General features: G+C 37.4%; 11 protein-coding genes. 10 read left to right on the plus strand and 1 reads right to left on the minus strand.

What is annotated here, in order from left to right; translation table 11 throughout:
* Positions 1-57: 57 nt before the first annotated feature.
* The 7 genes from AC1DG9_RS08785 (at position 58) to AC1DG9_RS08815 (ending at position 10,279) form a co-directional block, all read left to right on the plus strand.
* Entirely contained in the window at positions 58-1,635 is a 1,578-nt protein-coding gene (locus AC1DG9_RS08785) for a L,D-transpeptidase family protein (RefSeq protein WP_477634516.1), read from the plus strand.
* Between the two features lie 21 nt (positions 1,636-1,656).
* Positions 1,657-3,702 (plus strand): BatA domain-containing protein, encoded by a 2,046-nt coding sequence (locus AC1DG9_RS08790; protein ID WP_337715624.1) that lies wholly within the window; start codon positions 1,657-1,659, stop codon positions 3,700-3,702.
* The gene (locus tag AC1DG9_RS08795; protein ID WP_172660687.1) at positions 3,699-4,961 is read left to right on the plus strand and encodes a dihydroorotase; all 1,263 of its coding nucleotides are present in this window, start codon (positions 3,699-3,701) and stop codon (positions 4,959-4,961) included. Before AC1DG9_RS08790 ends, AC1DG9_RS08795 begins: the two co-directional genes overlap by 4 nt.
* On the plus strand, positions 4,954-5,631 hold the full coding sequence (locus AC1DG9_RS08800) for a hypothetical protein (RefSeq protein ID WP_048904318.1): 678 nt from the start codon (positions 4,954-4,956) through the stop codon (positions 5,629-5,631). The genes AC1DG9_RS08795 and AC1DG9_RS08800 overlap by 8 nt, the downstream gene beginning before the upstream one ends.
* Positions 5,632-5,683: 52 nt before the next feature.
* Entirely contained in the window at positions 5,684-6,232 is a 549-nt protein-coding gene (locus AC1DG9_RS08805; RefSeq protein WP_337715622.1) for a DUF4199 domain-containing protein, read from the plus strand.
* Between the two features lie 343 nt (positions 6,233-6,575).
* Positions 6,576-7,574 carry a Gfo/Idh/MocA family protein gene (locus AC1DG9_RS08810; protein ID WP_337715620.1) on the plus strand — a complete coding sequence of 333 codons (999 nt, stop codon included), beginning with the start codon at positions 6,576-6,578 and terminating at the stop codon, positions 7,572-7,574.
* Positions 7,575-7,582: 8 nt separating this feature from the next.
* On the plus strand, positions 7,583-10,279 hold the full coding sequence (locus AC1DG9_RS08815) for a PQQ-dependent sugar dehydrogenase (protein WP_477634517.1): 2,697 nt from the start codon (positions 7,583-7,585) through the stop codon (positions 10,277-10,279).
* 61 nt (positions 10,280-10,340) lie between these two features.
* Here AC1DG9_RS08815 and AC1DG9_RS08820 read toward each other — a convergent pair whose 3' ends face one another.
* Complete coding sequence (locus tag AC1DG9_RS08820) at positions 10,341-11,111, minus strand: 3-keto-disaccharide hydrolase (RefSeq protein ID WP_084498238.1); 771 nt, start codon at positions 11,109-11,111, stop codon at positions 10,341-10,343.
* 245 nt (positions 11,112-11,356) lie between these two features.
* Between AC1DG9_RS08820 and AC1DG9_RS08825 the strand changes: the two genes are divergently transcribed.
* The 3 genes from AC1DG9_RS08825 to AC1DG9_RS08835 are packed head-to-tail and all read left to right on the plus strand — an operon-like array spanning position 11,357 to position 14,067.
* Positions 11,357-12,310 carry a glycosyltransferase family 2 protein gene (locus tag AC1DG9_RS08825; RefSeq protein ID WP_172660684.1) on the plus strand — a complete coding sequence of 318 codons (954 nt, stop codon included), beginning with the start codon at positions 11,357-11,359 and terminating at the stop codon, positions 12,308-12,310.
* A 3-nt stretch (positions 12,311-12,313) separates the two neighbouring features.
* Entirely contained in the window at positions 12,314-13,282 is a 969-nt protein-coding gene (locus AC1DG9_RS08830; protein WP_048904323.1) for a glycosyltransferase family 2 protein, read from the plus strand.
* On the plus strand, positions 13,279-14,067 hold the full coding sequence (locus tag AC1DG9_RS08835; RefSeq protein WP_172660683.1) for a hypothetical protein: 789 nt from the start codon (positions 13,279-13,281) through the stop codon (positions 14,065-14,067). The genes AC1DG9_RS08830 and AC1DG9_RS08835 overlap by 4 nt, the downstream gene beginning before the upstream one ends.
* Positions 14,068-14,166: the final 99 nt, after the last annotated feature.

Here is a 14,166-nt window from a genome sequence, read left to right on the forward strand (position 1 = left end):
TTTGGGTAAAGCATTAAGTATAAAAAAACGGCTAAATTTGTCGCTAACTCACTTGCTTTGAAAAAAACTGTACTGCCTGTTGTTGTGTTAATAACGATGCTATCATCGTGTAATTGGTTTAAAGATGTGCCTGAAGTAGGGGTAGTACTGTCAGATCATTTCAAAAATAAACTGTACAAAAAATTTGATACTGCTGTATATAATGTTGTTTTTAAAAAACACCTTGATTCTTTAAAACCTAAATTTTCGAATCCCAATACGTTAACAAACTATTACTATGCAAATGAATATAAACCTGAATTGGTTACCAAATTCTTTGTAAATGGTGGGTTAGATAGTTTAGAAAACTACATAGGCAGGAGTGAGGAACATGGCTTTAGCCCAAATCTCTTTAGGTATAAGCAAATAGAATCGCTGTTGGCTACATTACACGCCAATAAATTCAAATCAATAGATGAAGTTTATCCTGTAATTGCTGATCTGGAGCTTAATGCTGCAGAGGGGCTTATCAAATACAATAATTTTGTTTATTACGGTAGCATCAATCCAAGGAAATTATTTAGCCGGTACTATGTGMCGGTAAAAAGACCTGATAGCCTAAGTGTAACTGCTGTTCTGGAGACAAAGGACATTCAAAAACTATTAACAAGCATCCAACCTTCTTCTCCCGATTATCAGGTATTCCAGCATAAACTTTCAAAATACAAGGCCGACTCTGGCAGTAAAAGCTATATGGTAAAAACCATTATGGTAAATATGGAGCGGTTGCGCTGGAAATTGCCAGAGCTTGGCGATGAGTATGTGCAGGTAAATATCCCTGATTTTTCGCTTACCTGGTTTAAAAACCAGGACACACTTACCCAGATGAAAGTTTGTGTTGGAGGGAAACGCGAGGAAGGTTATGCCGATAAAATTAAGCAGTACCTGAAATCGGGAAATCTGGATGATAAGCCGAAAAATCATGAAACACCCTTACTATACAGTAAACTGAACTCTATACAGGTAAATCCGATATGGAATATTCCGGTCAGCATTGCACAAAGTGAAATTTACTGGCAGGCAGTTAGAGATCCATATTATCTTTCGAATAGTAACATTAAGGTATATTATAAGGGTAAACAAATAGGAGAGCCCGATACCATTCAATGGAGTAAGTATTCCAGAGAGAAGTTGCCTTTTCAATTCAAGCAAGGCTCAGGAGAGGGGAATGCTTTAGGTAAGTTTAAATTTATATTCGACAATGGATCGAGCATCTACCTGCACGATACGAACAATAAAAGTGCATTTTCCAGAGCTAACCGCGCAATAAGCCATGGTTGTGTTCGTGTAGAAAAACCGTTACAATTTGCTGAAACGCTGGTAAAAGATAAGTACGAATACGATCAGCTAAGAATGGAAGTAAACCTGCCACCAATAGATACCAACAGAATGGCGGTTTACCGAAAAAAAATGGCTAAAAAAGCTGATACAGTAAATGTTTATAGGTTAAAGCCTAAGTGGTTTGGCGTTAAAAAACCTGTTCCCTTGATCATCAATTACATAACCGCATGGTCGCAAAACGGTAGTCTGCAGTTCCGACCAGATGTTTATGGTTTAGATGAAACTTTATGGGATGCTATGAAAAAATTCATGTAAAAGTTCTACCTTTGGTTTTTAATGAATTTCCTATACCCAGGTTTTCTTTTCGCGCTGCTGGCAATAGCCATACCTATTGTAATTCACTTATTCAATTTCAGGAAATTTAAGAAAGTATATTTTAGCAACTTACAATTCTTAAAGGAGGCAAAGGAGCAAAATTCTTCAAGAGAAAAGCTTAAAAATTTGCTTGTACTTTTGTGCAGGGTATTGGCCATCGTATTTCTTGTGCTGGCATTTGCCAGGCCTTTTATCCCCTCGGGCAACAAACATAATCCGGGACAGAGAAATGTTATCAGTATCTATATTGATAACTCTTATAGTATGGAGACCGTAAACAAAGAGGGCAGTTTACTTGATGAAGCTAAAAGAAAGGCAAAGGAAATTGTAAGGTCATATGATATTAATGATCAGTTTCAATTAATTACAAACGATTTTGAGGGCAAGCACCAAAGGCTTGTTAATAAAGAAGAGTTTATTCAATTACTGGATGAAATTAAGATATCACCAGCAAATAAGACTTTGCAACAGATTCTAAACAGACAACAGGCAAGTTTTTCTGCAAATAGAAACGAGATCTGCTATCTGCTTTCCGACTTTCAGAATAGTTTTGCAGGTGATAAACCTTTAGCGGCCAATAAAGAGATCAGTTATACTTTTATTAAGCTAAATGCCAACAGCCTTCCGAATATTTCGGTTGATAGTGTTTGGAGCCTTTCACCGGTACACCAACCAGGGCAGGCAGAGAGGGTTGTGGTCCAATTAAGGAATTATGGTGAAGAGCTTGCTTCGGGCATAGCCTTAAAGCTAACAATAAACAAACAGCAAAAAGCTATCAGTAATATAAATGTTGAGGCTGGTAAGTCAGTTAAAGACACTTTATCTTTTAGTGGATTAAAAAGCGGGTGGCAAAAAGGTGTAATTAGTATTAAGGACTTTCCTTTAACATTTGATGATGATCTGAATTTTAGTTTTAAGGTAAGTAATGAGCTAAAGGTGCTAAACATCACGGGCAATTCTTCTGATAAATTTATAAAGGCGCTCTTTGCATCCGACAATTATTTTAAACTTACCGAAATGCCTGAGTCGAACATTAAATACTCCAGCTTTTCCGATTACAGTTTAATAGTACTTAACGGGCTAAAAGAACCATCTTCAGGCCTCGCTCAGCAATTAAAAGGATATGTACAAAATGGAGGATCTGTAGTTATCTTTCCTGATCTTGATGCCAATAGCAATGTTTACACTCCGTTCTTAACCGGCTTGTCGCTGCCTGCGGTTCAGCAATTAAATTCTGGGCCACCTTTAGCAAGCAGTATGGATTTAAAGAACTCTGTTTTTAAAGATGTGTTCGATCAGATTCCTAAAAATATAGATCTGCCCTTGGTAAACAGGTATTTTAGTTATACTGAGCAGAATACAAGTGCTAAAGAAAGCATTTTGCAATTGCCTTTAAATAGATTCCTGTTTGCAAAGTATACGGTAGGGGCCGGTAAAATTTATCTTTCATCAAGTTCATTGGATATTAAGGATAGCAACCTGCCTAAGCACCCGGTTTTTGTACCATTAATGTATAAGATTGCTTTTGCAAGTGCAAAAGAGCAACCATTATATTATACAATAGGCCTCAATAATTTATTAGAAAGTGAAAAAATTAGTCTTCTGGCTAATCAGTCGTTAAAATTGGTGTCGAATGACTTTGAAGTTATTCCTGAAGTGCGACAAACTGCCGGAAAAACTTTACTATATGTTGCAGATCAGGTAAAGAAATCGGGCTTTTATGAATTAAAAAAAGCAGATTCTGTTTTGGCCATTATAGCGTTTAATGATAACCGTACAGAATCCGACATGCATTATGCTACAGAAACACAGCTTAATAACTTGTTTGGCAAACAAAAGGTAGCAGTATTTAATTCTAAAAAGGATGCACAATCATTAAATATCGAAGGGAAAAATAGCAGCAGTGAATTATGGAAACTTTGCCTAATTTTAACTATTGTTTTTTTAGCCGGTGAAATACTACTTATTAGATTCTTTAATAACATAAAAAACATAAAAATATCATGAACCTTCTTATCACGGGTATAGTTATTGCCGATCCAAACAGCCAGTTCAATCAAAAGAAATGTGATGTTCGTGTAGAACAAGGAAAGATAACGGCTATAGGTAACAACCTGACCGCATCTAAAAACGAACAGGTTTTTGATGGCCAGGGTGCTGTTCTCTCTCCAGGTTTCTTTGATTTAAACTGTTCAATCGGAGATCCAGGTTTCGAAACCAAAGAAGATATTAATACGGCAACTGAAGCTGCAAAAGCAGGCGGGTTTACAGGGATCGCGGTTTTGCCAAATACTAAGCCAGTGGTGCAATCTAAGGCCGAAGTGGAATACATTATTAACAGGGCAAAAAACAATCTGGTAGATGTGCTGCCAATAGGAGCGGTTAGTCAGGGACTGGAAGGTAAAGAGCTTGCAGAATTGTACGACATGAAGCAGGCGGGTGCAGTAGCATTTTCTGATGGAGGAAAGGCAATTGTTGACGATGGCTTTATGAGTCGCGCAATACAATACACCCAGGGTTTTAACGGACTTTTAATGGTATATCCTGAGAATAAATCCATTGCAGGAAAATCGCAGATTAACGAAAGCAAAACCAGCGTGTTATTGGGAATGAAAGGATTGCCATCGTTAGCAGAGGAAATGCACATTAGCCGCGATATCTTTTTAGCCACTTACCATAATGCTCCTGTACATATTAGTAATATTTCAACAGCAGGTTCTGTAGCGCTTATAAAGAAAGCTAAAAAAGATGGTGTGAAAATCACTTGTGATGTAGCTGCACATCATTTGGTGTTTACAGAAGAGTTGCTGAATGATTTCGACAGTAATTACAAGGTTAAGCCACCTTTGCGTGGTAAATCTGATGTGAAGGCATTGCTTACAGGTTTAAAAGACGGAACCATTGATGCAATAGGATCACAGCATCGCCCGCACGAAATAGAATTTAAAGATGTTGAATTTGAAATTGCATCATACGGCATCATTGCCCTGCAAACTGTTTTGCCTTTGCTTATAAAAGCCGGACTTGATGCAACGCAGATAGCGGAGAAGCTTTCTATAAATCCCCGTAAATTACTAAGACTCGCAGTTCCTGTGATTGAAGAAGGTGCTGAAGCCAACTTTACAGTTTATAATCCTACTTTACAATGGGAGTATAATGTTGCCAGTAACTATTCTAAATCTGCCAATTCTCCACTATTAAATAAAAAACTGACCGGTAAAGTTCAACTGGTATTTAATAACAAACAATTACAATCATATGGATAATCATGTAAAAGACGCACTAATTGCATCGTTAGATAAATTTGCTGCGGTATCTGGTAATGACTCGGTTAAGTTAGAGGAAAGCCTTGTAGAAGTGTTTAACAAAGACCTTGGCTTTATAGAGAAGGTTGAAGAGTTTGATGAAGTTTTTGATGAGCATCCATCATTTGAGGAGCTTAGAGAAGTATTCTTTGATTTGCTGATGATTAATTTCTTTTCTATTGACATTAAAAAACTTGAAGAAGATTACCTTGACTCTGAAGAGTGGCTAAGGATTGAAGAAGAAACAATAGATAGGGGAACAGAATTACTGAACCTTTTGTTGTATATCAATGAATGCCATGACGAGCGTATAAAACCTGAATTAGGTGATTTCCTTAAAGAATTCTTATTGGTTGAGGAAGACGAGTTTCAGGATGAATTCCATATTTATGAAGACCTGATCAGCAACCAGCAATTGATTGAAGGAAGTGTTGAGGATATCTGCAGTCATGCCGGGATGATTGATCTGGGTGAAGAAATGGAAGATCTTTTTGTTCCTTTTATGGTTTTCTTCCATCAGCCTAAAGCCAATGATAAGATAATTAAAGAGCTAGAGGATTTTAGTGCAAACAAGGAGTTTGATATTGCGGTGTATACCTTAATCGCTAATTTTAATGCGGCTACCGCTTAGGCAATAGCTTTTATTATTAACTTATATATTAACGTTTATTTAAAACTTTCAAATGGAAGAAGAAGTAGTAGTAGAACCGAAAAAGAATCCAAATATGCTGGCGTTTAAAAGCGCAATAGCATATTCTGTTTATTTCCTTGTGCTTATGTTTGTGATGAAATGGCTAGGAGTTGATCAGAACAACCCGAATACCACTGTAGCAGAGAAAATTATATACTCGCTAGCTTCCTATATTCCATTTATTATGGCTGTTGTATTTGTGCAAACTACATACAAAAAGGAATTAGGTGGATATATAAGCTTTGGTAAAGCATTTTCTTCGGGCTTTAAAGTAGCTGCATATGCAGGATTGTTTATAGCTGTGTTTACTATCCTTTATTATAAGGTTTTAGATACAAATGCTTTTAATCAGCTAATGGATTCAGCAAAGGCTGCGGCTGGTGATGATGAAAACAAGGTTAAGGGAGTAGAGATGATGAGACCTTACATGATCTTTTTTATAGGATTTGGAGTAGCGGTGAGTTACACGATTTATGGTTTGATTATCAGTTTAATTGGTGCAGCTGTTATTAAAAAAGAACAACCTCTTTACGAAGAATAGTATTTTAACGATATAAAATATATCACTTGTTTAAAAAGACAATTATTAAATCGAATAATGGATTTAATAATTGTCTTTTTTTGTTTATTATTGTTTTGAGGTTGTTCAAAAGTGTCGTCGTCATTCCTGTGTTCCAGCTGCTTATGTTGATTGTTGTCTGTTAATGAAGAACTTTTCATTTCTGAAAGACCATAATATTAAAGCACTCAAATTATCTCGACTCATGTCGGCTCTCAAATCAGCAAGGCTTCTTTTCTGTTTTGGGGTACTATGGAATACATTCGATATGAGGAACGAATTGTTTGTATAGTCTCTTGTTAGAAACACACAAAACCAAATATATATGAGATCTTTTAATCGCAGATCTTTCATCGTAAACACTGCACTTGCAGGTTTAGGTGCAGGTTTGCTTCATTCTTTGCCTTCGTTAGGCAAGTCGCCGTTACGTACGGAAACAGGAAAACGTATTGGAATTATAGGATTGGATACTTCGCATAGTGAGGTTTTCATCAAAGCTATTAATGGAGGTGGTCTGGAAATGAAGGGCTACAAAGTAATAGCAGCCTATCCACATGGAAGTAAAGACATTCCTGCAGCATTAAAAATGAAACCCGGCATCATTGAAGCTGTTAAGGCAAATGGAGTTGAAATAGTGGACTCGATTGAAGAACTGATTAGGAAGGTTGATGTTGTCCTGTTGGAAACCATTGACGGAAGACCACATTTTGAACAAGCTTTACCAGTGATGCAGGCTGGAAAAAGGATGTTTATAGACAAGCCCATTGCAGCTTCGCTGGATGATGTGAAAAAAATCTTTGCTGCTTCTAAAAAATACGATGCTCCGGTTTTTAGCTCTTCAGCATTGCGCTTTGATGGCAATGTACAAAAGGTTGTTTCAGGAAGTATTGGCAAGGTATTAGGAGCTGATGTTTATACCCCGGCAGAGATTGAATCGAACCACATGGATATGGCTTGGTATGCTATACATGGGATAGAAATGTTGTTTACAGTTATGGGGCCTGGTTGTAAAACGGTGACCAGAATTTATAACGATGGTGTTGATTTTGTAACAGGTGTATGGGAAGATGGACGTGTTGGAACTGTACGTGGAATACGTAATGGGGCTTCAAATATTGCAGGTACTGCTTTTGGAGAAGGTGGAATAGCTACATTGGGGCCATTTAGTTCTTATTCTCCACTAATAGCTGAGATCATAGGTTTTTTTGAAACGGGTAAACCTCCTGTTTCTGAAAGGGAAACCATGGAGATTTTCTCTTTTATAAAGGCTGCTGATTTGAGCAGAAAACGTAGTGGTTCATCGGTTTTATTGGCTAATGTTTAATTGTTAAAATGAAATCAAATTATTTATTAGTAGCGGCAACATTTTTTATTTTAGTGCTTAGCTCATGGATCTGGAAAAATAAACACGAGAATCATGGTTTTCAAGTATTAAGTAAGATCGATACAACAGTTCCTGATAGTAGCCGGTATACGCGCATTGTATTAGCTGAAGGATTGGATGAGCCTATGGAAATGGCCGTACTCCCTAACCTGAATATACTTTTTGTAGAACGTAAGGGGGCTGTAAAGCTTTATAACAGTAAAACAAAGTCAGTTAAAACTATAGCAAATATTAATGTTTTTAGTGGCATAGAAGATGGACTGCTGGGGTTAGCCTTAGATCCAAAGTTCGCAGAAAATCATTGGGTGTACCTTTATTTTGCGGTAGGAGGAGAGGAGTCAAAAAGTAGGTTAGCACGGTATCAGTTAGTTGGAGATAAGCTAATTAATAAATCGGAACAGGTATTGCTTGAAATTCCAACTCAGCGTAAATATTGTTGCCATTCTGCAGGTTACCTCTCATTTGACTCGAAAGGGATATTATATCTATCTACAGGTGATAATACAAACGCAGAGGAAACGGAAGGTTATACTCCTGTGGATGAAAGGCCGGGAAGAGGGCTGGCGGATGATCAGGCAACTTCTGCCAATACTAATGATTTAAGAGGAAAGATACTTCGTATTATTCCCAAAGATGGTGGTGGCTATTCTATTCCTGAGGGAAATCTTTTTCCTAAAGATGGTTCAAAAGGTTTACCTGAAATTTATACTATGGGGTCCCGTAATCCTTATCGGTTTAGCATCGATCAAAAAAATGGCTATGTATACTGGGGGGATGTTGGTCCGGATACAAAAGTGGAAAGTGAAGATGGCGAGTACATGAGCTTTGATGAGATTAATCAGGCTAAAAAACCGGGTTTTTTTGGGTGGCCATATTTTTTAGGAAACAACCAGGCATTACCGCTGTATAATTATGCAACCAAACAGCCGGGAGAAAAAAAGGATCCTACTAAGCCTTTAAACAATTCACCTAATAATACCGGCGAAAAGGAGCTACCTCCAGCTGAGCCAGCAATGATCTGGTATGGTAAAATGCCCTCCAAACATTTTCCTATGGTAGGAAGTGGTGGTGCTACTGCAGCTGCTGGCCCAATTTATTATAGCGACCTATTCCCAAATGCGCCCTATAAACTTTCGGAATATTATAATGGTAAGTTATTTATTTACGATTGGATTAGGGGTTGGATCATGGCGGTTACTTTTGATGAAAGCGGTAACTATAAACAGATGGAACCATTTTTAAAACACCTTAAGTTTTCTGCCCTTGTAGATATGCAATTTAGTAAGGATGGTGCAATATATATGCTAGAATATGGCACTAACTGGTTCTCTAAAAATACGGATGCAAAGCTCATAAGAATAGAGTATCAGGAAGGAAATAGAAAACCTATAGCGGAAATAACGGTCGACAAACCGTACGGTGCTGCTCCTTTGTTAGTTAATTTGTCAGGTAATAAATCAGTTGATTTTGATAAAGAAGATAAACTTGATTTCAGCTGGATGATAGCAGGTAAAACAATCAGCGGATCGGAAGTGAAATATAGTTTTGAGAAGCCGGGTATTTATAATGTTGAGCTAAATGTAAAGGATGATAAAGGGGCAGTAGGAACCGCAATTTCCAAAATACATGTTGGGAATACCCCTCCGTTGGTAGCTATTAAAAGCAATTCAAATAGAAGTTTTTACTGGGATGGACAGCTATTAGATTATCAGGTTGTGGTTAAAGATGTAGAGGATAAGGTGATAGATCAGAATAAAGTGAAGGTCTCTTTCGGTTATTTACCTCAGGGAAAAGATGTAGCAGTTATCCTCGCCGGGAATCAAGATCCTGGAGCTTATAAATATCTTAAAGGGTCGGGGATGTTGGCTAATTTGGATTGTAAGGCATGTCATTCTATGGACAAGGCTTCAGTTGGTCCTACTTATAAGTCGATATCGGTGCGGTATGCAGGCAAGAAAGATGTAGTGAAAACGCTAGCTAAAAAGGTCATTGAGGGCGGTAGCGGGAACTGGGGAGAGCGGGCTATGTCAGCACATCCGGCGGTGTCTCCGGATGACGCTGCAGAAATGGTCGATTATATTCTTTCGCTTTCTAGAAAATCTGGAAAACTGCCTCTTAAAAATAGCATCCCTTTAAAAGACCATCTTGGAAAAGGAAAGGAGGGAAGTTACCTGCTGAATGCTTCGTATAGAGATAAAGGAGCTAATGGAATTGAACCTTTAGATAGTAGAGCTTATATTTCTTTGCGCAATCCTTACGTTCAGGCAGAAGATTTTGATAAGGGAAATGTTMGTATAGCTACGATTACTACGGCTTTTATGGCTTATACAACTGGAATTGCAGACCATAGTTATATCAAGTTTAATGAAATAGATCTGGCAGGCATAAAACGGGTTAAGTATAATGTACAGGTCATTGGCACCGGAGGAAATATTGAATTGAGGTTAGATAGTATGAATGGGCCATTAATTAGCCGGCTTATTGTACCGGCAGCAGCGGCTGATGGTAAAACAGATTGGAAAGAGTTAACTGCCGCAATAGAGGTAACAAAAGGTAATCATGATCTTTATTTTGTATTTACAGCTTCAGGAGATCAGAAGCAAGATCTGTTTAATCTGGATTGGATTTATTTTTCTAATAAATAGTAAAGGGCTGTTCAAAGAATTTCGCATTCTTTGAACAGCCCTTTACCTAAAAAATCAATAATTAAAGATTTCTGATCCAAATGTTACGGAAACTCAATGGTTCGCTAGGATCTCCATGAGATTGTAACTTAATTGGCGCAGGGCCATGAGCTTGTCTGTATGCAGGTGCTCCGATGTATTGTGTTGGCCCCAATAATGTAGTATTATCCTGAACCAATACTCCGTTAAATAACACGGTAACTCTGGCAGGTGTTTTTACAGTTTTGTCTTCGTTAAATGTAGGTGCAGTCCAGATCACATCGTAACTGTTCCATTCTCCTGGTTTGCGGGTTGGGTTGGCAAGAGGGACAAATTGTTTGTAAATACTTGCAGCCTGTCCATTTGTATAAGTGTCGTTTTTATAAGAGTCAAGAATTTGCAATTCGTAACCGGCATCACCTTTGCCAATAGAAGCAAGGAAAAGTCCGCTATTGCCTCTGCCTTGTCCTTTGCCAGTGATATTTGCAGGCACACGCCACTCCAGGTGTAATTGGTAGTTACCAAATGATTCTTTGGTTTCTATGTTTCCCGATTTTTTATTTACGGTAAATACTTTATTGGCAACCGTCCACGCAGCAGGTTTCGATCTGTCTTCAGTCATTACCCATTGGTCAAGGTTTTTGCCATCAAAAAGTATAATAGCATCAGAAGGGGGGGCTATTGTAAGCTCCGGTGTTGATACCACTTTAGGAACTGGAGTATATACTTCGGTGTCTTCAGGTTTTGCATCTTGAGCCTGAACAATGTTAATTCCTGCCATCATTAATGTAGCAAGGATAACTGATTTACGCATGTTTATCATTGTGTGATTTAATTTAATAACTATTCAAATTTATAATTAAATGGGATTAATTATAGTAATTCTCCAAGTATTTATTGGGAACGGCTAATATTGTTACAGTTTCATTCTAGCAGGTCGTTAATAATATGATGCATATAATGGAGGCTCAGGTGGTGGCAAAACCTAACAATTTTGTGAATATGCATATTTGTTAAGTTTTAAGTAAGTTTGCACAGTTTTAAGCGTTGTAATCACACATGGATATTTCTGTTGTAATCCCCCTATATAATGAAGAAGAATCGTTACCTGAATTAACTTCATGGATTGCTAAGGTAATGCAGGAGCATAACTTTAGTTATGAGGTTCTTTTTGTTGACGATGGAAGTACTGATAGCTCCTGGAGCATTATTGAAGATTTAAAGCAACAATATAGTTCAGTAAAAGGAATTAAATTCAGAAGAAACTATGGTAAATCTGCCGCATTAAATGTTGCTTTTGAGGCTGCACAAGGTGATGTAATAATTACTATGGATGCTGATCTGCAGGATAGTCCGGATGAGATACCTGAACTTTTCCGTCGGATAAAAGAGGAAAAGTTTGATATTATATCCGGCTGGAAAAAGAAACGTTACGATCCGATTACCAAAACCATACCCACCAAGCTTTTTAACGCTGCCACCCGAAAAATGTCGGGCATTCAATTAAATGATTTTAATTGCGGTTTAAAAGCTTACCGTAGTGATGTGGTTAAAACAATTGAAGTTTACGGCGAGATGCACCGTTATATTCCTGTAATCGCAAAATGGGCAGGATTTAAGAATATCGGAGAACAGGTAGTAGAGCATAGGGCGCGTAAATATGGAGTTACCAAGTTTGGAATGAGCCGTTTTGTTAATGGATTTCTAGACCTCTTGTCCATCTTTTTTGTAGGTAAATTTGGCAAACGTCCAATGCACTTTTTTGGTTCGTTAGGAGTGCTGAGTTTTGTGATAGGAACATTTATGGCCTTATGGCTTATTGGCGTTAAGCTATATCATATATCTATGGCCATTCCGTATAAAAGGGATGTAACGGATCAACCATTGTTCTATATTGCTTTGGTAGCCATAATACTTGGTTCTCAGTTGTTTTTAACTGGTTTTGTTGCAGAACTGGTTACCAGAAATGCACCAGAGCGTAACCAATATTTAATAGAAAAGGAGATTTTATAACAAATGTTTTTTTCGATTATAATTCCCCTTTACAATCGCCCTCAGGAGATTGATGAATTGCTCACTACGCTTACCAGGCAAACCTATACCCAATTCGAAGTATTGGTAATTGAGGATGGTTCTGTAAATGATGCTAAGGCTATTGTTGATAAATATGCCAATTCACTTGATGTAAAATATTTCTTTAAACCTAACGAGGGACAAGGGTTTTCGCGYAATTATGGGTTTGAAAGGGCCAAAGGCGATTTCTTTGTGATTTTTGATTCCGATTGCCTCATCCCTGAGGATTACCTTGAAATAGTAAAGGATTATCTTTTTGAACATAAACTGGATGCATATGGTGGGCCCGATGCTGCACACCAAAGTTTTACGCCGGTACAAAAGGCCATCAGTTATGCCATGACTTCTCCATTTACAACCGGAGGGATAAGAGGCAATAAAAAGCATATCGGACAATTCCATCCCCGTAGTTTTAACATGGGGGTATCCAGAGAAGTATGGGAAAAAGTTGGCGGCTTTATATTAACAAGATTAGGAGAGGATATTGAATATAGTATTCGTATTCACGAGCACGGTTTTAAGATCGGTTTAATCCCGGCAGCCAGAGTTTTTCATAAAAGACGCACAAGTTTTAGCCAGTTCTATAAGCAGCTGCACTTTTTTGGCAGGGCCAGGATAAATATTTATAAACATTTCCCTTCCGAATTAAAATTGGTGCATTTCTTTCCGGCAGCATTTACATGTGCCGTAATATTTACTGTGCTTATTAATATATTTTATTGGCCTTTAGCATTCATTTGTAACTTTGTAATGCTGATATACTTTATGTTGATATTTTTTCACTCATGGCAGGTTAATAAGTCATTAAAAGTTGCATTTTTGAGCATTATTGCAGCGTTCATTCAGCTAACAGCCTACGGTTTAGGTTTTATGCAGGATTTTATTAAAAGAGTAGTATTTAAACAACAATGATAGAATTTTTAAAGGAGAGTACATTTGCTGTAAATGAGGTGATTAGCAAGGCCTGGACAGTGACCAAAAGGAATTACTTTTCTATTGCCACACTGTGCTTTTTGATGTTTATTACTTCTAATGCTTCGGGCTTAATGGCATTCTTTTTAAAGGATGTAAGTAAGGGATTGAGTATATTGATGGCTTTCATCTTTGTGATGTTCTACTTTACCATCAATCTATCGCTGTTTAAGTATATTTTTCATTTACTGGATGATGAAGACCATGATGTAAGCATTGTAAGTACAATTCCTACCAGAAAACAGATTATCAGATTCCTGGTGGCAACGCTTTACTTTATGCTTTGTATTGTAGGTGTGTATTCGATAGTAGTGTTAATCGCTTTCCCTTTTATATACACAGGGATAAAAATGGAAGTTATAACCAATGTGGCTATTTCTGTTGGGGTAATTGCAATATTCATTACATGGATCCGTATTTCTTTCTTCCCGTTTTTTATAATCGATAAAGATTTACCTCCATTTCTATCTATAAAGCTTAGCTTAGCCACTACAAAAGGCAACTTTACAAAGATTTTTCTGCTTTTGTTAGTGCTATTAAGTTTTCACCTGCTTTATTTGTTTTTTAGTTACATACACTGGCCGGTGTTCTCATTCTTTATAAATATTTTGAGCTCCTTTATTATTGTTCCGCTATCAAGTGTAGCTTTAACTATTGCTTATCGTAAAATGATGAGTGAATACAAGGGAGATGCTGAGCCTGATATTATACATAACATAGTTTAAACAGAACTTATGGGATTAAAAGCGGCATTAAGCAAACCGTTTGCGGCCTTTATTGTAAAAGGCATCAATAAATGGAAAAAAATGCAGTGGGAGCACAGC

The sequence above is a fragment of the Pedobacter sp. 05L430 genome, from assembly GCF_056397585.1.

Bases quoted from the DNA above. Each gene is read 5' to 3' on its own strand.
- AC1DG9_RS08790 (WP_337715624.1), top strand. From the start codon at position 1,657: ATGAATTTCCTATACCCAGGTTTTCTTTTCGCGCTGCTGGCAATAGCC.
- AC1DG9_RS08795 (WP_172660687.1), top strand. From the start codon at position 3,699: ATGAACCTTCTTATCACGGGTATAGTTATTGCCGATCCAAACAGCCAG.
- AC1DG9_RS08800 (WP_048904318.1), top strand. From the start codon at position 4,954: ATGGATAATCATGTAAAAGACGCACTAATTGCATCGTTAGATAAATTT.
- AC1DG9_RS08805 (WP_337715622.1), top strand. From the start codon at position 5,684: ATGGAAGAAGAAGTAGTAGTAGAACCGAAAAAGAATCCAAATATGCTG.
- AC1DG9_RS08810 (WP_337715620.1), top strand. From the start codon at position 6,576: ATGAGATCTTTTAATCGCAGATCTTTCATCGTAAACACTGCACTTGCA.
- AC1DG9_RS08820 (WP_084498238.1), bottom strand. From the start codon at position 11,111: ATGCGTAAATCAGTTATCCTTGCTACATTAATGATGGCAGGAATTAAC.
- AC1DG9_RS08825 (WP_172660684.1), top strand. From the start codon at position 11,357: ATGGATATTTCTGTTGTAATCCCCCTATATAATGAAGAAGAATCGTTA.
- AC1DG9_RS08835 (WP_172660683.1), top strand. From the start codon at position 13,279: ATGATAGAATTTTTAAAGGAGAGTACATTTGCTGTAAATGAGGTGATT.